Here is a 19331-nt window from a genome sequence, read left to right as displayed (position 1 = left end):
ACTAATATCAATTGAGATTTGACCAACCTTCGCGTATATCCATTATGACTGTAATCACTGGAACCAATGTTTCGGGATCATTTTCAACACTAGCAGCCACTAATTGACGACTGCAATAATCGTATAAGCGGTGCAAATTAGTCGCGACTTCCCCCCCGTTTTCGAGATCTAACATTGAGTCCAAGCCATATAGTATGTTCAAGCATTTGTTGACGCTAATCCCCTTAGCTTCATACTGTTTACGCTCCATATGCCCTGACACTCTACCCAGCTCCTCCAGCAAACCTTCCAATAGCATACGAACCATATCGTGAGAATTGGCTGACGCTAATCTTGAATTTAATGAGGTCTGTTGATACGCATTAAAAGGATCGTACTCATTTAACATTCTTGTTTATCCTGTTTTCTTCATTTTCTATTCATTTGTGGAAAATAAGCTACTGGCAGCACTTAATTGATTAATGGTGGCTTCCATTGCAGTAAATTGAGCCAAATACACACCATACTTCAAATCCATTTGGTAATCATATTGTTCCATACTGTCTTGAATACGATTTATTTGATCATCAAGAGTTTGCTTTTTCATCGATAATAAACCATCAAACGCAGTGTAGGGTTTTAGTACTGCATCAATCTTGTCGATATAACTGTTTGTATCGCTGAACATAGCCTGAACCTTAGCACTATCAGCCTTCAATGCAGTTTCAAACTTTGTATCATCCATTTTTAATAGGCCGTCTCTGCCCATTTCTATACCAATATCACTAAGACGCATACCATTAGGGGCTATTGCAAACACTACATCTTGTAGACGAGATTGTAATAATCTTACCGATGAGTCTCCGTTAAGAACACCTAACTGGCTATTAGACACAGTAACGGAGTCTTCATCATCACTATCAGTAGAATCTACTAGCGTACTGCCCATAGAGCGACTTAATTGATTAATTTGAGTAAGTAATGTATTAAAATCATTAACGAAATCATTAACCGCACTAGTAGTAGCCTCGCTGTCATCTTCAACTTTTATTTGGCTAGACTCTCCAACACTATGGACTTTAACCAGCTCCAAACTCACACCATCAATGACGTTATCAAGATAGTTGCTACTATTTGTAATACTAATACCGTTCAAGGTTAATTCAGCATCTTGAGCGGCACGTCGTTGAGTCATCCCCAAATCGGTACCATCTAAAGTCACAGCTAGATTATTGCTAGTCCCGGTATTATTAGACGACAACATTAACTCTACTTTACCGCCGGTGCGAATTAAAGATGCTTGCATTCCTGGATTAGAGACATCCTTATTAATTAAATCTCTTAATTGGCTAACAGTGATGTCTGCACCGCCATTAATTGTAGCTAAGTCAATAGTGAGTTTGTCTGCTGGATCACTTCCAAGTTGGATACTAAAAAGCCCTACAGCAGGTATTAACGTGTTTTCACTGTCATAGGTTTTAGTTAATTGATGAGATTGAGCCATCTGAGTAACAATCAAGTCATAGTTCCCACTAGGAGCAGCAGCTGTTACTGTCACATTAGCAAAATCATTATTAATTTCAGCCTTTTTATTACTAAAAGCATCAGAGTCAATATTACTCATCTTAGTTGAGAGCTGCTTCATAGCCGTTTCTAATAACCCATAAGCATCAAGTTGGGTATTCTGAGTAGAAAGCTTATTTTGATAATAATAATCTTTACCTGCACGATCGGCAGAAATTAATTGTTGGGCAAATTGCGCCGAACTCATACCTGATATCATAGAAACTCCTTTACATTGACTTAACTACTTCACAACTCTAAGTCGCATATATTATGCTAGAGCAAGTGTCATACCAACATTTATCTAATTGTTTATTAAAGGCTTAATTTGTTTTCTTAACGTTTAAAGCTATTGTCATTTCCGTTTCAGCAAACAAAAAGGAAGATTTACTTCCTCTTTCATCAACATGAGTAGACCCATTATTTAATATAAGACGACCCTTAAGCGCCATAACTGAAATAAATCCTATTTTATTAAACTCAATCAGATTATCTTCATATTATGAGTTCTATAACAGTTGTAAGACTTGTAATTGCAAGACAATAAAAAAGGACCCTGAGGTCCTTTTTGTTCAATATCGGAAAGTTAGGCTGGTGTTAAATTAACCTAATAGACCCATCACTAAACCAGTATTTTGGTTAGCTGATGATAATATTGAAGTACCCGCTTGAACTAACAATTGGTTACGAGTCATGTTAGCAGATTCAACTGCGAAATCAGTATCCATGATACGGCCTGCAGCAGTTTGAGTATTTTCAATTACACTAGCAAGGTTAGATGATGTATGACCTAAACGGTTAATGCTAGCACCTAGAACTGAACGAGCTGTACCAACTTCGCCAATATTTGTATCAACAGCAGCCATTGCTGTAAGAGCATTAGCAGAACTTAGTAAATCACCAGCAACTGCTGTTGGTGCAGTTATAGTTGTTGTCAACTGCTCTGTAGTACCAGCACCAATTTGGAAGGTGGTACCAGCTGTTAATGACGTAAATAAGTTATTACCAGCATAAGTGGTTTTATCAGTAATACGTGCAGATTCTAGAATTAGTGCTTGATATTCGGCATCCAATGCAATCAAATCGTCTGTAGAGTTCACGCCGTTGGCAGCTTGTGTTGCTAATTCTTTTTGACGGTTAGCGATTGTAGTTAATTCTTCTAACGCACCATCAGCAGTCTGTAACATTGATGTTGCATCAGAAATATTACGGGTTGCAGCTTGCATACCTGTGATGTTGGCATTCATGCGGTTAGCAATTTGTAGACCAGCAGCATCATCTGCAGCACTGTTGATACGAAGACCTGTAGATAAACGTTCCATAGCTGAAGTTAATAGGTCGTTACTTTTATTAACTGCACCTTGTGAAACAAGTGAAGCATAGTTTGTGTGTACTGAAAGCATAATTGTTACTCCAAGAAAATAAGTTTTTTTGTTATCCAAAGTATTAAAACGACACTCACAGACGAAACTGAAATAAAAAAATTTATTAGTTAGACAAAAAACCACCTCATAACGAGGTCAAAACAATAACGCTCAATAAATTAAAACCAACTAAAACAACACACTACATAACAATAGCATCTTAAAGGACAAAAAAATTAGTTTGTACTAAACGAGTTCCATTTTACTCTTTCATAGGAAAAACGGAGCTAAGATTGATAAAAATATGGTTCGCCTTTATTAGGGTTTATTTACTCTATAGCAAATAACACAGTAACAACCGCTTGATTTGTTCTGGTAAGTCTTTTGATTATTACCAAATGAAGTGAATGATGATAGCTTCAATAATTTTATATAAAGTGATATTCGGTCCATATTCTAAACGAACTGAATCTATTTCATTTCTAAACAATGTGATTACACGTCCACACAATATCCAATTATTTTACAACTCAGATATTACATCTCGATAAGTTTCAACTTAAAAAGTCATTTCTAACAGTGTTGAGATTATAGCAATACCAAAGTATGATTTGTATTCGCTTTTTGTTGTCGACATAAGATTTTATTCTCTTAGGTATCTGCACCATATGATCATCCCACTCAATCCGAGTAATGAAACTAACGCCGCCTTTCATTGCTATGGTAAAGTTAATGAGGGAGCAAAATGCCCTTTCATTTCTATCACTGCATCACCCATCAACAATTACCACAAACACAAATTAAATCAATACCTTAAGAAGTTAAATCTAAAGCTGTTATTGTAGATGTGTTATATTAATTCCAATAATTATCTGGCCATTCAGCGGGATTTCTGTCCTGCTAGGAAAATCATACCAATCTCATTAAATATCTGGTCAGATCAGAGTCTCTCAGTTTTTACAATTCAAAGCGCATTGGTGTAAATATGATTGCTCCCTTTTTAAGTCGATGCAACACAAAAGTGGAATACTTGAGAAACTCCATTCTGGCGGGTTTCAAAGTCCTTTATGCTTCGTTAGATGTTTTCAAAATACGACAGCATGGATGCTGAAGGTAGAGAAATGAAGAAGATGTTGCTCTGCATCTGACCCCCATGGATGCTAGGAATGTCTTATTTTTTATGGCACAAATTAGACTTTGCAGTTGTATGTAAAAATCATATTAAGCAGCATTGAAGGTCCAGAAACCTGTCAATATTCGTCTATGGTTTATAGAGTATATAACAAGTTCTAATTATTTATTGTACTTATGGATGAGCAGTTGACAGCAAAAAAGTCTTTAAAAAAGAACCTAAGTTCTTTTTTACTGAATGAAATAACATCTCTATATGGGGGTTACTCCACGACTAGCGTATTTTAATTCCAGACTCCAACAGGGTTGAGCGATAATCATCGTCTAACCCTGCCATTTTCTTTTTCCTCGCGATGCTAGCTGATTTTGTATCATCTCGTTTAAGTAAAGCCATGGCAATTTTCCGCATCACATTAAATACCAGTGGCCTTGTTGTTTCCGTATTCTCGATTCATCTTCTCTGAAAGTCATATCTAACATCCAATGCATACTTTCAACCTGCCAATGACTTCGTACTGCATTGAGCGCTTGCGCTGCATTTAGGCCTAATGAACTGATATACCAACGTGTTTCTATCGTATTTGCACCCGTTGATTTATCATGAACTTGCGATGTAACCTTAATAACACTCTGCAAGCCTGACCATCTGAAAGGTTTAGCGAGCCAGTCTTTGTTTATCAATAACTGTTGGCAAGCTCTTGTTTCAATACGTCCATGTCCAGCGGTTATTTCAATGTGCTCATCCATGTTATTTTCATCAAAACCTTCTCGTTGACTTTTATGCCACCAAGCTTCTAATTCATCCTGCATGCCTGAGTGATTACCTTTGAGTGCGAAAATATAATCAGCTTTTTGTTTGACGATTTGTTTTGCAATGCTTTGCTGGCATCCCATTGCATCAAGCGTAATGATGCTGTTTTCAATATCTAACATCGCGAGTAACTCAGGTATTGCCGTTATTTCATTGGTTTTATTATCAACAGCGGTTTGCCCTAGCACTAATTGGTGCTGGCAACTCCATGCACTCACGGTATGTAATGCCGTTTTTCGGTCTTGTGTGGTAAATGAGCGTCGTGCAGTCTTTCCATCAATGGCAATAATATCAGCGCCTGTCGTTTCTATCAGAGATGAAATCCAAGACTGAAAGGCTTTTTCTATTTCATTTGATTTTAATCGACAAATAACACGGGCGATGGTGTCATGCTTTGGTATACCTGCTGGGAAAGTACCGTATTTTTTTAGCCAATCAAGCTTAAGGTGACCAAAGTCCTCAATATCCTCCCACCCCTCGGCCCCAGAGAGTACTGCACAGATAGCGAGTAGAAGAATATCGATGAGTTGATGTTTTTTACAACGTTCAATACGAGGATCTGTAATTGAATTAAAATGTGTCAGAAAAGTAGTGCTCATTGTCATTTACCAAGGAAACTATTATTCCTTGATCTGATCAGGAGTTATTCAAAAAGTTTAATTTATAATGATCTTGCCGTGATTATCTTCATATTATGAGTTCTATAACAGTTGTAAGACTTATAATTGCAAGACAATAAAAAAGGACCCTGAGGTCCTTTTTGTTCAATATCGGAAAGTTAGGCTGGTGTTAAATTAACCTAATAGACCCATCACTAAACCAGTATTTTGGTTAGCTGATGATAATATTGAAGTACCCGCTTGAACTAACAATTGGTTACGAGTCATGTTAGCAGATTCAACTGCGAAATCAGTATCCATGATACGGCCTGCAGCAGTTTGAGTATTTTCAATTACACTAGCAAGGTTAGATGATGTATGACCTAAACGGTTAATGCTAGCACCTAGAACTGAACGAGCTGTACCAACTTCGCCAATATTTGTATCAACATCAGCCATTGCTGTAAGAGCTGCAGCAGAAGTTAATAAATTACCACCAACTGCTGCAGGTGCGACTAGAAGTGTTGACAACTGCTCTGTAGTACCAGCACCAATTTGGAAGGTGACACCAGTTCCTGTTGTTAATGACGTAAATAAATTATTACCAGCATAAGTGGTTTTATCAGTAATACGCGCAGATTCTAGAATTAGTGCTTGATATTCGGCATCCAATGCAATCAAATCGTCTGTAGAGTTCACGCCGTTGGCAGCTTGTGTTGCTAATTCTTTTTGACGGTTAGCGATTGTAGTTAATTCTTCTAACGCACCATCAGCAGTCTGTAACATTGATGTTGCATCAGAAATATTACGGGTTGCAGCTTGCATACCTGTGATGTTGGCATTCATGCGGTTAGCAATTTGTAGACCAGCAGCATCATCTGCAGCACTGTTGATACGAAGACCTGTAGATAAACGTTCCATAGCTGAAGTTAATAGGTCGTTACTTTTATTAACTGCACCTTGTGAAACAAGTGAAGCATAGTTTGTGTGTACTGAAAGCATAATTGTTACTCCAAGAAAATAAGTTTTTTTGTTATCCAAAGTATTAAAACGACACTCACAGACGAAACTGAAATAAAAAAATTTATTAGTTAGACAAAAAACCACCTCATAACGAGGTCAAAACAATAACGCTCAATAAATTAAAACCATCTAAACAACACACTACATAACAATAGCATCTTAAAGGACAAAAAAATTAGTTTGTACTAAACGAGTTCCATTTTACTCTTTCATAGGAAAAACGGAGCTAAGATTGATAAAAATATGGTTCGCCTTTATTAGGGTTTATTTACTCTATAGCAAATAACACAGTAACAACCGCTTGATTTGTTCTGGTAAGTCTTTTGATTATTACCAAATGAAGTGAATGATGATAGCTTCAATAATTTTATATAAAGTGATATTCGGTCCATATTCTAAACGAACTGAATCTATTTCATTTCTAAACAATGTGATTACACGTCCACACAATATCCAATTATTTTACAACTCAGATATTACATCTCGATAAGTTTCAACTTAAAAAGTCATTTCTAACAGTGTTGAGATTATAGCAATACCAAAGTATGATTTGTATTCGCTTTTTGTTGTCGACATAAGATTTTATTCTCTTAGGTATCTGCACCATATGATCATCCCACTCAATCCGAGTAATGAAACTAACGCCGCCTTTCATTGCTATGGTAAAGTTAATGAGGGAGCAAAATGCCCTTTCATTTCTATCACTGCATCACCCATCAACAATTACCACAAACACAAATTAAATCAATACCTTAAGAAGTTAAATCTAAAGCTGTTATTGTAGATGTGTTATATTAATTCCAATAATTATCTGGCCATTCAGCGGGATTTCTGTCCTGCTAGGAAAATCATACCAATCTCATTAAATATCTGGTCAGATCAGAGTCTCTCAGTTTTTACAATTCAAAGCGCATTGGTGTAAATATGATTGCTCCCTTTTTAAGTCGATGCAACACAAAAGTGGAATACTTGAGAAACTCCATTCTGGCGGGTTTCAAAGTCCTTTATGCTTCGTTAGATGTTTTCAAAATACGACAGCATGGATGCTGAAGGTAGAGAAATGAAGAAGATGTTGCTCTGCATCTGACCCCCATGGATGCTAGGAATGTCTTATTTTTTATGGCACAAATTAGACTTTGCAGTTGTATGTAAAAATCATATTAAGCAGCATTGAAGGTCCAGAAACCTGTCAATATTCGTCTATGGTTTATAGAGTATATAACAAGTTCTAATTATTTATTGTACTTATGGATGAGCAGTTGACAGCAAAAAAGTCTTTAAAAAAGAACCTAAGTTCTTTTTTATTGAATGAAATAACATCTCTATATGGGGGTTACCCCAGCAGGGCACCAACTTGATCTCTGTTTGTATTACCTTGGGCCATTAGGGAAGCAATTTGATAGCTAAAAGGATGAGGTTTCATGTATTTATATAATGAATTCAGCGCCGATTTGGCTTCATTACCTAACTCATTGGAATTTACAACTTTAGCGCCTTTTACTCTATCAAGTAATAATTGATGCACAGCCTCAATTTCAGCTGTTTGTTGGCTAATTTTTTGTTGCGTTTTAGCAATTTTGGCTTGGCTGGCTTTTAGTTGTCCTTGTTCAACGAGATCCCATTCCCTTGGGTCTTGCCAGTGATACCTTGGTTCTATGCGGATTTGCCTCAACTCTCCAGCAGGTAAACGTTGCCCTTCTCCCATCATAAGCACACCAGCTTGTACTGCCAACCAAGCTTGAGTGCTGGCTTTATAGATCAGCTCCTGACCAGTCCACTCTAAGTTAATATCAAGGCTTTTAAAGATTGGGGTAATCAGTTGTAACAAAGATTCTCGACTATATCCTGCAGGTAAATACACTATGCGGCTTTGGCGCCCAAGTTGTAAGTGAATTTTTTCAGCGTGCTCTTTGGTCGCAATTAAGTCCACTGATTTAAATACAAAAGCATGACTTGCTGAGTTAGACGTCGATGACAGCAGATTAAAGTGATGGTCGAGTAATTGAATACCTTGATATCTTGGTTCTAAGGCTATTATCTGTTGTCTTAACGCTTCTGCATTATCTAACAAGGAATGACGGGGGTCTTCCCGGCCTCCGTTGTCTTGTCGTTGCACATGCTGCAACACTCGACCTAATTGTTGTAAAAGTTGCTTAGCTTGATTCAACGATTGTAAAGCAACTTGCGAAGCACTGATGCTGTGCTGCTCTGCGGTTGTTTTAGCCCAACGTTGGTAACTGTCTAATCTGTGTTTAGGAATAGACCTTTGTTTTTCTAGAATCTGAGGCTGACTGGCAATACCAGCCGCACTACTCGGCGCTAAGCTTTGGCTTTGGCGCATAACGTTGAGTGACTCACCAACCCCTTTTATCATCTTATATTACCTTTAGGCGATTTCTTAACGAGCATTGTTAGATTACATATGGTCAAACAAACTTAAACGACTCACTTGAACAAAAGTTTCTTGAGTGACTTTAAGCGCCGTTAATTTCACATTAAACTCAGCGGTAGCGGCAGCATAATCTAGCTCTTGTGTTTCACCAATCACTAACTTATTAAATAAAGACATTTCTTCATGAGAAGTCTTCATTAAAGCCAAGCTGTTTTGTTTTCCACCAATATTGGTAATCACAGCATTAATGCTACCTAATGTATCATCTAAAGATGCTTGATATGCCGCGGACGCTGTATCAAAGGCTGGTACACCTGGAGTAAGCGTTGGATCATTTAATGTATTTATATAATCAACAGTTGCATTAAGTATATCTTGGCTAACATTATCGAAAAGTAAACTTTGTGCAGTTGAGTTCGAATCAACCCATGAAGAAGGAGATGTTTGCACTTGACGTTTATTATTGTCTCCTTGATAAACATATTTACCCGTTGCGTCGAGTATTACAGTATCAACATCCACTAGATTACCAGCAAATATTGAATTACCACCATCGTCTTTAGCATTTATACTACTAACAAGGGATTTAAGTAGTTCATCTAATTCTGAAGCATATGCACTTCGATCCGACGGAGATAAAGACCCAGTGTTTGCTAACACCCCTATTTCACGCATTCTAAGTTGAACGTCTACCATGCTGTTTAAATGAGTTTCGGAACGGCCTAAGCTAGTACTTACAGCATCAATATTATTAACGTATTGCTCTACAGCGGCTAAGTCACGCTCGCTGGCCATCACTCGTACGGCACCAACAGGGTCATCCGATGGCGCTAGAAGGGATAACCCCTGAGACATCATCTGATTTAAACGCGCCACATCAGTTGTAGTCTTTTGTAGACTAGTTAAATTATTGGTGTAAAGATTTTGCATAGTTACGCGCATGACTAGCTCCTTAAAAACTATTTAATACCGTTTGAAAAAGACTATCTGCCGTACTTATCACTTTAGCATTTGCTTGATATGCCTGTTGATAAACGATTAGATTAACCCCTTCCTCATCGAAATTTACACCACTAGTACTCGCCCATTGAGATTTAGCTTCTGTTTGAAGATCAAGGTTTGTTGCAGAGTTCGCTTGAGCTTGTCTTGAGGCGGAACCTAAAATACCTACAATACTAGAAAAGGATTCAGCCATATTGACCACACCACCTAAGCTAGTAAAAGTAAGGGACTTACTAGAGAGGTTAGTAAGGTTTTGAAGGTTACTGTTATCACCTAAGGTGCCATTGAGACCAAGAGCTAAATCTTCTGGGTTAAACCCATCCGTAACACTTAAGCTACCTGCAGGGTTAACTGAATTAAAGCTTAGAAAATTTTTGGTAGGGGCTGAGCCCGTTAAATCAGTTCCTCCAGCTAAAGTCGTATTAAATTCATCGGCTACGTGCTGTGCAATTTCATCAATATAAACTTGTGAATTAGCTAATTGCCCATCCCGATAACTTAATAAGGCTCCCATAGAACCGCCCACTGAACTTTCAAATACAAAGTTACTCTTACCAAAGTCAATATTAACAGTGCTATTTATTGGCATTAAAGGATCTGGGCTAGTACTCAATATAGCTTTAGTGTTGCCAGATAATAATGGTTCCCCTTTTGCCAATGAAATATTAACTAATCCCTGGGCATCTTCGACAACACGTATATCGATCAAAGAAGCAAGCTCACTCACAGCAGCATCACGCCCATCAAGTAAGGCCGATGGGACAGTTCCAGCAGCACTAGCAGAACGAATATCTTGATTAAATTTATCGATAATATCTAATTGAGAATTGGCCAGTTTAACCGATGAACCTAACTGTTCATTAATCTGCTCACGTTGTGAACTTAAGCTTTCATTGATTGAATTTATACGTTGCACTAAGGCTGTGGTTTCATTAATAATACTTTGACGATGAGCAATCAAATTAGGTTGCTCCATGGCCGAGCTCATAGCGGCAAAAACTAAACTCAGGCCTTGAGAAATATCATTACCATCAGAACCAAATACCTGTTCAGCTTGACCTAAATAGCTGGTTTGAACTTTAGAAAAACCAACATTGCTATTTGTTTCCCACAACTGAGCGACTTCATATTGGTCTGAAATACGGCGAACGCCATCAATATAGACCCCCGCACCACCACCATAGGCACCACCGCCAACTGAGCTTGTCATCACTTCTTGTCGTGAATAACCTGCAACCATAGCATTGGCCACATTATTCGAGGTGGCATTTAGAGCAGCAGCACTGGCAAACAGTCCCGATTTACCAATATTGAGCATATTCATTTAGTATCCTTGGCGAGCTTAGGCATAATTAACGCAGGTTGCATCGCTGTAGTATTCATGACTTGTATATCATTATCCTGTTTATTATTACTTTCCAAGGCGACTGATTGCGGTGCGGACTTAAGGGCACTAGACAATTGTTTTGTCATTACGTCAGACAACCCCATGTTTTGCAATTTACTCAAGTGCATTGCCAATTCAGCATCATGAAGATCTCGATACAAACCATCATTTTTTGAGGAAAAAGGGCTGTCTTCATCAGCCATTACATCGGAAGCTGAACGCATTTGTTTAAGTACAGTTTGTAAAAATTGCGCCTCAAATTGCTGACTCACCACTTTAAGTGCGCCATGTTCACCATTTGTCTTAATTAGTTCCCCAGCGCTTTGCTGAGATAAATACCCGCCACCATTCTCAAGTTTCATTAAATCACCACCAATTCAGCTTCTAAAGCACCGGCCTCATTAAGGGCCTGAAGTATTGCCATTAAGTCCATCGGCGCAGCACCTAAGCTATTAACGGCCTTAACGATCTCTTCAATATTAACGCCTTCTTCCCAAACAAACATTCGTTTATTATCTTGTTCGATTGTTACTTGACTGTCATTAGTCACGACAGTCTCCCCAGCGGCATTACCAAGATAAGCACCATTAGGTTGACTGACGTTTTCACGCTCAACAATCGTAACTGTTAAGTTACCATGACTAACAGCGGCTTTACGCACAACAACATTGCCACCCATTACAACCGTTCCTGTTCGACTATTAAATACAATCCTCGGAACTTTACGACCCTGAATAATTTCTAACTCTTCTAACATAGAGACAAAGGTGACACGCTCGCTGGAGCTCTTAGGTGCACGCACTAGCACCTTTGCATGACTGTCTGCTCGAGCCACCCCAGGACCAAATAAATCATTAATTGCTCGCTCAATATTTCGAGCGGTTTTAAAACTGGGGTCGCGTAGATTCAAAATAACATCTGGATTATCATTAAAATTGCTCTTGATCGATGCTTCGAGTAAGGCACCATTTGGAATTTTACCCACTGTAGGCACATTGACGGTAACAGAAGATCCATTGCGACCTGACGCTGAGATCCCACCAACCACTAAATTGCCTTGAGCTATTGCGTAAACTTCTCCATCTATCGCACGTAGCGGTGTCATTAATAACGTTCCGCCTTGTAAGCTCTTTGCATCACCGATGGAAGATACTGTTACATCAATGCTTTGCCCTGGGCTAGCCAACGAAGGGACTATCGCATGCACAGCTACGGCTGCTACGTTCTTAAGTTTAGGATCTGTATTGTCATCTACTTGTACCCCAAACTGTTTCAACATGTTCACCACTGACTGGCTGGTAAACCGCACCTGAGAACGATCTCCAGAACCGCTTAACCCCACCACTAAACCGTAGCCTACGAGTTGGTTTTCTCGTAACCCTTGAATATCGACAATATCCATCAACACGCGACTTTGTTCTGCAGCATTAAGCTGAGACATAAACAAAAACGGTAAAAGAAACAACAGTCGCAACATAGTCAAATCCTTTATTAAAGCGGGAACCAAGGGCTATTAAAATAACGAGATGCCCAGCCCATAGCATTACTATCGGCTATAGCACCTTGACCGCCATATATAATACGAGCGTCGGCAATTCTTTGTGACGAAATAGTGTTCGTGTTATCGATATCATCGGCACGAATAAGTCCAAGTAAACGCAAATATTCGTCACCTTGATTAAGTCGAAGCCATTTTTCTCCGCGAATTAACAAGGTACCATTAGGGAGTACCCTAGACACAGTAACAGTAATGGATCCCGATAACTGATTTTGCTGAGTGCTTGACCCCGTACCAGTAAAACCACGACTTAAAGAGGCATTCCCATCCGTTGAGACATCTTCACTGCCAGCTGAGCCTGTAAGACCTAAAGACAGACCTTGTTCTTTATTGGTTTTAGTATCGGCTTTCTTACTAGAATATGTTTTCTCATCCAAGGCGACAGTTAAAATATCCCCTTCACGATAAGCACGCTTATCTTTAAATAATGTCAGCATGTAACCTGGGCGATACAAACTGCCATCTTTAGCATCAGGTAAGCTGTAGTCCACGTCTGGTGGCGCCCAATCTTTAGTGCCTGGTTTAGTTTCTGAATCGGGAAAATGAGACATACAACCAGATAATAAAAAAGTAAACAGCAGAAACCAACGCATCGACTTGCTCCCTATACTGATTGATTAATAAACTTAAGCATGTCATCCGATGCAGACACAACTTTAGCGTTCATTTCATAGGCTCGCTGGGTTGAAATCATCTCAACCATTTCCTCAACCACATTAACGTTAGCGCCTTCTAAGGTACCTTGACGTAAACCGCCTAATGCTTGATCTCCAGCGACACCTTCAACAGCAACGCCGGAAGCTGCAGTTTCACGATATAAATTATTACCTCGCGCCTCAAGACCTGCTGGGTTTGTAAAATTGATTAAGGTAATTTGACCTAATTCTTGCGGATCTGTAGATCCTGCAATTTGCGCCATAACAAGTCCATCTTCGGCGATAGTCACATTAGTAGAATCTTCAGGAATCACTATGTTGGGCACTAAAGGTAAACCTTGTGAGGTCACCATCATACCTTCACTACTGCGATAAAACTGACCATCACGAGTATAAGCCAAGTCACCATTTGACTCTTCTACTTGAAAAAAACCATTTCCTTCTATGGCCAAATCTAATTGTTGACCAGTGGTTTTTAAATCACCTGTTGTAAATACCTTTTGTGTTCCAACAACACGAGTACCAGTACCTAGTTGTAAGCCAGAAGGCAGCTGATTAAGTTCATCAACTTGTCCGCCTGGTTGGCGTTGGACTTGATAGAATAAATCATTAAAGGCCACTCGGTCACGTTTAAATCCAGTGGTGTTCACGTTAGCCAAATTGTTGGCTATTGTGGTCATTTTAGTGTCTTGCGCGGCGAGGCCGGTTTTACTTACCCATAAAGCTGACTGCATGAATATATTCCTTAAACATTACCGAGTAGACGATTACCAGTTTCTGCTAGTTCCTCGGCACTTTTCATTAGTTTGACTTGAATTTCGAATTGACGACTTAAATCCATAGACGCGATAAGTTCAGATACAGCTTGCACGTTACTTGCTTCTAAAAAGCCACTATCCACTTGCACGCCTTCATCTGCTACTAATACACCACCTATGTCAGGGTAAAATAGACCATCGCCACCTTTGGTTAAATCGGCTAAATCTGGATTCACCATTTTTAGGCGGCCAATATCTTCAATCACCCCGCCTTCTGCCGGCAATATACTAATAGTGCCATCTTCACCAACAAATAAATCTTTGTATTCAGGTAAAACGATGGGCCCATCGATCCCAACAACAGGGCGACCATCAACTGTCAGTTGACCTTCCGCATCAGCCATCATCGCCCCGGCCCGGGTGTAAGCTTCACCAGCATCAACCATCACACTGAATAAACCTTTATCACGAATAGCTAAATCTAAAGTGCGTCCAGTATGGTTCATTTCACCACTTTGTTGGCTAAAACCATTGCTTTGTGTCTGTACTAGCACACGTGTATTGAACGATGCCTCAACACCTGGCAAGGTAATAGACTGAACCCGCTCTAGATCAGCCTTAAAACCAGTCGTGTCGGCATTCGCCAAGTTATTAGCCCTAATACTCTGAGCTTCCATAATTCGCGAAGCACCGCTAGCTGCCGTATAAAGCATCTTATCCATGAGTTAATCCCTTAGATTGAGTTTAATAAAGCCTGCTGCATTGTAGAGTTCACATCTAATACTTTGGCGTTAGATTGGTAATTACGTTGAGCTGACATCAGGTTCACCATTTCAGCGGTAGTATCTACGTTAGAGCCTTCCAAGTAACCACCAGTAACGGTACCCATAGTACCAGTCGATGGTGCGCCCATAATCGCTTGCCCAGCTTCAGTAGTCGCAATCCAAGCATTATTACTAACAGCTTTAAGACCATTAGGGTTACTGAAATTGGCTAATGCGACTTGTCCTTGGAGTAATTCTTGTCCATTAGTATAAGTACCGTAAATCAAGCCATTATCGTCTAAACGTACACCCTTAAGTTCACCGGAAGTGAAACCATCTTGACTCAAGCTAGAATTGTTATAATCAGCAGCGTATTGGGTCGTTTTATCATAACCAATATCGACACTAAGCGCAGATGCACCATTGAGCAAGGTAGGATCGGTAATGCTAAGATTCAATGTTTTACCTGTTTGCAATACACCATTACTGTCGAAAGTCATATTATGGCCGGTAGCGGGAGTCACATCCGTGCCGTCCATCATAAAATGTACATCCCAATCATTTGACCCTGTTTTTACGTAATATTGTGTTAAGGCGTGTTCTGTGCCTAACGAGTCATACACGCTAATAGTATTAGATGAGTGAAAAGTATCAGATTGAGTTGCATCAAATGGTGTCAAAATAGGATTAATATCGGCAACGCGCGCATCCAAGTTAGACACTAACGCCACATCTGTTGTCGCGTTAGCAGCTAGTGAGGCTGTTTGTATTTGTAAATCGATGGCATTACCCGTTTGAATCCGGCCAGTCGCACTTGCACCATAACCTTGTAAACGGTTACCGACAGAGTCAATCACAAAACCTTCAGAATCTTGATGAAACATACCCGCGCGAGCATACATATTTGCGCCATCAGTACCTTTTAACACAAAGAAACCATCGCCTTGAATAGCCATATCGAGCTGACGACCGGTATAAGCCAAACTACCACCTAGGCTAAAGTTTTGTGTGGTCGACATGACACTCACACCACCCGCTTGACCACCATTATAAATAGCAGAAAATTCACTTCGACCACCACGAAACCCGACAGTACTAGAGTTAGCAATATTATTACTGATAGTGTTTAAATCTTGAGTGGTTGACTGCAAGCCGCTTAACGCAATATTGAATGACATTTTTTTATCCTATTAAAATTATTAAGAAACTTCAGAAATATCTAATACGGGCACAATACCAAGACCGTGCCCCATCTCAGCCATCATCATTCCAGATGCACTAGAGAAATGAATTTTCTCAATTTTTGCTGTGATATAAGTAGGAGCAATTAACGCTGATTCACCCAAGGTGGCTTTCGCCTTTAAGTCATATTCCCCTGCTGGTAAACCCGCATCAGAAGGGTTAAATGAGAACTTAATATCTCCTGTCGCCTGAGCCCCCATTGTCATACTGTGTACAACTTGTCCTTGTTGATTAACAACTTCAATAGTTAAATCGTCAACAGCATTTTCTAGGTACACCTTGCCTTCAACCTCTTCAGTATCTAAGTGTAATGTAGACGCTGGTACTGTGGCACTCTTACCAATTAAAGAAGCCGATTGCACTATGCCAATATTTTCCATCATCACCATTTGTGATGTCTGATTATCACGCATGTACTCTAAGCTTTCGACTTGTGAAAACTGTGCTAGTTGAGATACATACTCGGCACTTTCAACCGGATTAGTAGGATCTTGATTCTGAATCTGTGCAATCATCAAAGTCATAAATTCATTTTTTAACGATGCAGCATCGTTACTTTGCGACGCCAAGATATTAGAAGCATCCGTTGTTTGGCTAGCACTTGTCACTTGCATAATTAATTACCTCCTAACTGTAATAAACCTTGCTGCATCGAACGTGCACGATTCATAATTTCAACGCTCGTTTCAAATGAACGGCTGGCGGCCATCATATCGGCCATTTCATCTATGGTGTTCACATTTGAATAGGCTACATAACCTTGTTCATCTGCATAAGGATGATTTGGTTCGTAACGTAAATCTAATGGGGCGCTGGTTTGCACAATTCCCATCACTTCTACTGAAGCCCCTTGGGTACTATTTTGTTTAAACTGCTCATACACGGTTGCAAAAACAGGCTTCATTGCACGGTAAGCTTGTTCTGGTGTTTCAGCAGCGGTACCTGCGTTAGCTATGTTACTGGCTACGGTATTAAGGCGTATTGTTTGGGCATTCATACCCGCGCCTGCAATTTGATAAATTTCACCGAACGACATAAGGACTCCTAACGACCTTCAATTGCTGACTTAAGGCCAGAAATTTTCATATTTAAAAAAGTTAAACTTGTTTGATAGTCCATGGCATTTTCAGAGTATCTAGCTTGCTCTTTACCTAACTCAACCGTGTTACCATCAGCAGAGTTTTGATACGGGATACGATAAGATTGTTCATAACCACTCATAGGTGTCATACCAGCATCAACTTGAGCCATCACGGCACTGAAATCTAAATCTTTTGCTTGGTAACCTGGGGTTTCAGCATTCACTAAGTTACTTGCTAAAATCTTGCTGCGTTCAACCCTGAAATCTAAAGTCTGAGTGTGAATACCTAATGCTGTGTCAAGGTTGATAGCCATGCGAACTCCTAGTAATGTATGCCTACGGGATGCTAATAATCTCGTATTAACATTCAATATATGTGCCAAAATACTTTTTAATCAATAAACAAACACTTAGAGGTTTAACCTTGTGACAAACGGAAATCGATTTTCCTTTATTATGTACGCTGGCTTAGTTTTATTTCCGCTTAGTCACCAAGCTAATGCTGTTACCGCATCAGAGCAAATCCATCAGAGCCTATCGGAAGCGATTACGCACGATCTCGCTCAATGGCAAAAGCAACAGGACATCAAGCAACTAAGTCATAAGTTTGAACTGCGAATACCTTCTTCGGCTAAATCACTTTCTCCATGTAACCAAGCACTAAAGGTGTCTCCGAGTAAAGGCTTAGCCTATGGCAGAGTGCAGAGAAAGCTCAGTTGCCCTTCTGAAAGTTGGTCATTATATGTACGAGCAATGGTGTCTGTAACCGCATTGTTGCCTGTTGCAAAACGAAATATGCAAAGGGATGAAATAATCGAAAAAGCTGATATTCAATGGCGAAAATTAACGTTGAAAACATCGGATAAATACATACTCACCAAAGAAAGTGAAATCCTTGGTCAACAGGTCGCCAGAAAATTACGCAAAAATATCCCTATTCGAGTTAGTTATTTAGATTCTCCCGTACTCGTTAAATTAGGGGATCCTGTCATCATTGAGGCTGCATTACCCGGTTTTAACGCTACAATGGCAGGTATTGCTATGGATTCAGGTAAAATGGAACAAGCAATTCGAGTGAAAAATACTAGTTCAGGGAAAGTCATTACAGCTTACCCAATTGCTAAAGGAAGAGTAGAAACAAGATTCTAATTAAAGTGCATATAAATAATTTTAGTTTTACGCTAACCTAGTCGCTATAGTTAAATAGAGATTTAGTAACCGAATATCAATAGGCCATACATTATGGAAATACAAAAAATTCATAGCACTATTAATACTGATTCTATCAGTACTGAAGTGCGGGCTAACAAACACAAAAACAACCAAACGACTCAAACCGAAACGGCAACACCAGCGCCAAAGCAAGGTATTAGTCAGTATTGGCAATTACTTGAAAAGTCACAAGTCGCATTGCAAATGTTGGATGATGTTGACACAGATAAAGTGAATGCTTTGCGTGACGCAATTAAAAACGGTGATTTTAATCTAGATCTTGCCCAAATCGCAGAGAAGATGATTAAACAACATGGTTAATAACGCAGAAAAAAAGCGTAACTTAGTTCAAAATATTATTCGAGATGTTTGCTTAGATCTTGAGGATTATACAAAACTAAATAGCATGCTAATACATCAAAGGGAATTGATGAACCAGAGAAATAATGCAGCTTTGTTAACTCATAACGCTAGTCAAACTGCTTTATGTGAGATCCTAGTCAAAAGAGCCTCCAATCGTAGTTTGTACTTAAATCAATTAGGGTTTGATGCTAATGCAGGTGGCATGACGGCACTTATCTCAGTTTTACCTGTACATTTAAAGCCGAAAATTAAGGTATTGTGGCAAAACGTGATGAAGATTGTGGAAGATAATCACAGAGAAAATGAAACCAACGGTAATTTATTGGTGATGCAGCAAAGCATCATACAACGCGTGCTACAACAAGATAATCAAGATCAAATAGACTATGGCGCTAACATCCCTGCATAGAACGTCATTTTCGCCAACAAATAATAATACAATTAAA

At 39.3% G+C, this 19331-nt stretch carries 19 protein-coding genes and 1 pseudogene; 3 read left to right on the top strand and 17 right to left on the bottom strand.

Features of this window, described 5'->3' with window-relative positions; translation table 11 throughout:
• Positions 1-7 precede the first annotated feature (7 nt).
• The 17 genes and pseudogenes from fliS to FH971_RS04450 all read right to left on the bottom strand — a co-directional run bounded on the left by fliS (position 8) and on the right by FH971_RS04450 (position 17624).
• Positions 8-388, bottom strand: a complete 381-nt coding sequence (gene fliS, locus FH971_RS04530) for a flagellar export chaperone FliS (protein WP_140233521.1) — start codon at positions 386-388, stop codon at positions 8-10.
• A gap of 27 nt (positions 389-415) precedes the next feature.
• On the bottom strand, positions 416-1762 hold the full coding sequence (gene fliD / locus FH971_RS04525) for a flagellar filament capping protein FliD (protein WP_140233520.1): 1347 nt from the start codon (positions 1760-1762) through the stop codon (positions 416-418).
• A 382-nt stretch (positions 1763-2144) separates the two neighbouring features.
• Positions 2145-2945, bottom strand: coding sequence for a flagellin N-terminal helical domain-containing protein (locus FH971_RS04520; RefSeq protein WP_140233519.1), 801 nt, complete (start codon positions 2943-2945; stop codon positions 2145-2147).
• Between the two features lie 1366 nt (positions 2946-4311).
• A pseudogene (locus tag FH971_RS04515) lies at positions 4312-5447 on the bottom strand (ISAs1 family transposase).
• Between the two features lie 195 nt (positions 5448-5642).
• Positions 5643-6449 carry a flagellin N-terminal helical domain-containing protein gene (locus FH971_RS04510; RefSeq protein ID WP_140233518.1) on the bottom strand — a complete coding sequence of 269 codons (807 nt, stop codon included), beginning with the start codon at positions 6447-6449 and terminating at the stop codon, positions 5643-5645.
• A gap of 1354 nt (positions 6450-7803) precedes the next feature.
• On the bottom strand, positions 7804-8844 hold the full coding sequence (locus FH971_RS04505; RefSeq protein WP_140233517.1) for a hypothetical protein: 1041 nt from the start codon (positions 8842-8844) through the stop codon (positions 7804-7806).
• A 42-nt stretch (positions 8845-8886) separates the two neighbouring features.
• Positions 8887-9804: a flagellar hook-associated protein FlgL gene (gene flgL, locus FH971_RS04500; RefSeq protein WP_140233516.1), complete on the bottom strand. Its 918-nt coding sequence runs from the start codon at positions 9802-9804 to the stop codon at positions 8887-8889.
• 10 nt (positions 9805-9814) lie between these two features.
• A complete protein-coding gene (gene flgK / locus FH971_RS04495) occupies positions 9815-11188 on the bottom strand; it encodes a flagellar hook-associated protein FlgK (RefSeq protein ID WP_140233515.1) in 1374 nt (457 codons plus the stop codon).
• Positions 11185-11613, bottom strand: a complete 429-nt coding sequence (locus FH971_RS04490) for a rod-binding protein (RefSeq protein ID WP_140233514.1) — start codon at positions 11611-11613, stop codon at positions 11185-11187. The genes flgK and FH971_RS04490 overlap by 4 nt, the downstream gene beginning before the upstream one ends.
• Entirely contained in the window at positions 11613-12728 is a 1116-nt protein-coding gene (locus FH971_RS04485) for a flagellar basal body P-ring protein FlgI (RefSeq protein ID WP_140233513.1), read from the bottom strand. The genes FH971_RS04490 and FH971_RS04485 overlap by 1 nt, the downstream gene beginning before the upstream one ends.
• 14 nt (positions 12729-12742) lie before the next feature.
• Positions 12743-13402: a flagellar basal body L-ring protein FlgH gene (gene flgH / locus FH971_RS04480; protein ID WP_140233512.1), complete on the bottom strand. Its 660-nt coding sequence runs from the start codon at positions 13400-13402 to the stop codon at positions 12743-12745.
• An 11-nt stretch (positions 13403-13413) separates the two neighbouring features.
• Positions 13414-14199, bottom strand: coding sequence for a flagellar basal-body rod protein FlgG (gene flgG / locus FH971_RS04475; RefSeq protein WP_140233511.1), 786 nt, complete (start codon positions 14197-14199; stop codon positions 13414-13416).
• 11 nt (positions 14200-14210) lie between these two features.
• Complete coding sequence (locus FH971_RS04470) at positions 14211-14945, bottom strand: flagellar basal body rod protein FlgF (protein WP_140233510.1); 735 nt, start codon at positions 14943-14945, stop codon at positions 14211-14213.
• Positions 14946-14956: 11 nt separating this feature from the next.
• Positions 14957-16165: a flagellar hook protein FlgE gene (flgE, locus tag FH971_RS04465; RefSeq protein ID WP_140233509.1), complete on the bottom strand. Its 1209-nt coding sequence runs from the start codon at positions 16163-16165 to the stop codon at positions 14957-14959.
• Between the two features lie 21 nt (positions 16166-16186).
• Positions 16187-16843 carry a flagellar hook assembly protein FlgD gene (locus FH971_RS04460; protein ID WP_140233508.1) on the bottom strand — a complete coding sequence of 219 codons (657 nt, stop codon included), beginning with the start codon at positions 16841-16843 and terminating at the stop codon, positions 16187-16189.
• A gap of 2 nt (positions 16844-16845) precedes the next feature.
• Entirely contained in the window at positions 16846-17265 is a 420-nt protein-coding gene (gene flgC, locus FH971_RS04455) for a flagellar basal body rod protein FlgC (RefSeq protein ID WP_140233507.1), read from the bottom strand.
• A gap of 8 nt (positions 17266-17273) precedes the next feature.
• A complete protein-coding gene (locus FH971_RS04450; RefSeq protein WP_140233506.1) occupies positions 17274-17624 on the bottom strand; it encodes a flagellar basal body rod protein FlgB in 351 nt (116 codons plus the stop codon).
• A 112-nt stretch (positions 17625-17736) separates the two neighbouring features.
• Between FH971_RS04450 and flgA the strand changes: the two genes are divergently transcribed.
• The 3 genes from flgA to flgN all read left to right on the top strand — a co-directional run bounded on the left by flgA (position 17737) and on the right by flgN (position 19294).
• Positions 17737-18459, top strand: coding sequence for a flagellar basal body P-ring formation chaperone FlgA (flgA, locus tag FH971_RS04445; RefSeq protein ID WP_240778442.1), 723 nt, complete (start codon positions 17737-17739; stop codon positions 18457-18459).
• A 93-nt stretch (positions 18460-18552) separates the two neighbouring features.
• Positions 18553-18843 carry a flagellar biosynthesis anti-sigma factor FlgM gene (flgM, locus tag FH971_RS04440; protein WP_140233505.1) on the top strand — a complete coding sequence of 97 codons (291 nt, stop codon included), beginning with the start codon at positions 18553-18555 and terminating at the stop codon, positions 18841-18843.
• Complete coding sequence (gene flgN, locus FH971_RS04435) at positions 18836-19294, top strand: flagellar export chaperone FlgN (protein ID WP_140233504.1); 459 nt, start codon at positions 18836-18838, stop codon at positions 19292-19294. Before flgM ends, flgN begins: the two co-directional genes overlap by 8 nt.
• The last annotated feature ends 37 nt before the right edge of the window (positions 19295-19331 follow it).

This window comes from Shewanella polaris (genome assembly GCF_006385555.1).
Lineage (GTDB): Bacteria > Pseudomonadota > Gammaproteobacteria > Enterobacterales > Shewanellaceae > Shewanella > Shewanella polaris.
Note: the sequence above shows the minus strand (reverse complement) of the source record. Positions and strands in the feature narration are given on the sequence as shown.

What these genes read in the sequence shown, in the direction of transcription:
- FH971_RS04485 (WP_140233513.1), bottom strand. Translation starts at nt 12,728, where the DNA reads ATGTTGCGACTGTTGTTTCTTTTACCGTTTTTGTTTATGTCTCAGCTT.
- FH971_RS04505 (WP_140233517.1), bottom strand. Translation starts at nt 8,844, where the DNA reads ATGATAAAAGGGGTTGGTGAGTCACTCAACGTTATGCGCCAAAGCCAA.
- flgH (WP_140233512.1), bottom strand. Translation starts at nt 13,402, where the DNA reads ATGCGTTGGTTTCTGCTGTTTACTTTTTTATTATCTGGTTGTATGTCT.
- flgC (WP_140233507.1), bottom strand. Translation starts at nt 17,265, where the DNA reads ATGTCGTTCGGTGAAATTTATCAAATTGCAGGCGCGGGTATGAATGCC.
- fliD (WP_140233520.1), bottom strand. Translation starts at nt 1,762, where the DNA reads ATGATATCAGGTATGAGTTCGGCGCAATTTGCCCAACAATTAATTTCT.
- flgN (WP_140233504.1), top strand. Translation starts at nt 18,836, where the DNA reads ATGGTTAATAACGCAGAAAAAAAGCGTAACTTAGTTCAAAATATTATT.
- flgL (WP_140233516.1), bottom strand. Translation starts at nt 9,804, where the DNA reads ATGCGCGTAACTATGCAAAATCTTTACACCAATAATTTAACTAGTCTA.
- FH971_RS04450 (WP_140233506.1), bottom strand. Translation starts at nt 17,624, where the DNA reads ATGGCTATCAACCTTGACACAGCATTAGGTATTCACACTCAGACTTTA.
- fliS (WP_140233521.1), bottom strand. Translation starts at nt 388, where the DNA reads ATGTTAAATGAGTACGATCCTTTTAATGCGTATCAACAGACCTCATTA.
- FH971_RS04490 (WP_140233514.1), bottom strand. Translation starts at nt 11,613, where the DNA reads ATGAAACTTGAGAATGGTGGCGGGTATTTATCTCAGCAAAGCGCTGGG.
- FH971_RS04460 (WP_140233508.1), bottom strand. Translation starts at nt 16,843, where the DNA reads ATGCAAGTGACAAGTGCTAGCCAAACAACGGATGCTTCTAATATCTTG.
- flgK (WP_140233515.1), bottom strand. Translation starts at nt 11,188, where the DNA reads ATGAATATGCTCAATATTGGTAAATCGGGACTGTTTGCCAGTGCTGCT.
- flgE (WP_140233509.1), bottom strand. Translation starts at nt 16,165, where the DNA reads ATGTCATTCAATATTGCGTTAAGCGGCTTGCAGTCAACCACTCAAGAT.
- FH971_RS04510 (WP_140233518.1), bottom strand. Translation starts at nt 6,449, where the DNA reads ATGCTTTCAGTACACACAAACTATGCTTCACTTGTTTCACAAGGTGCA.
- FH971_RS04520 (WP_140233519.1), bottom strand. Translation starts at nt 2,945, where the DNA reads ATGCTTTCAGTACACACAAACTATGCTTCACTTGTTTCACAAGGTGCA.
- FH971_RS04470 (WP_140233510.1), bottom strand. Translation starts at nt 14,945, where the DNA reads ATGGATAAGATGCTTTATACGGCAGCTAGCGGTGCTTCGCGAATTATG.
- flgG (WP_140233511.1), bottom strand. Translation starts at nt 14,199, where the DNA reads ATGCAGTCAGCTTTATGGGTAAGTAAAACCGGCCTCGCCGCGCAAGAC.
- flgM (WP_140233505.1), top strand. Translation starts at nt 18,553, where the DNA reads ATGGAAATACAAAAAATTCATAGCACTATTAATACTGATTCTATCAGT.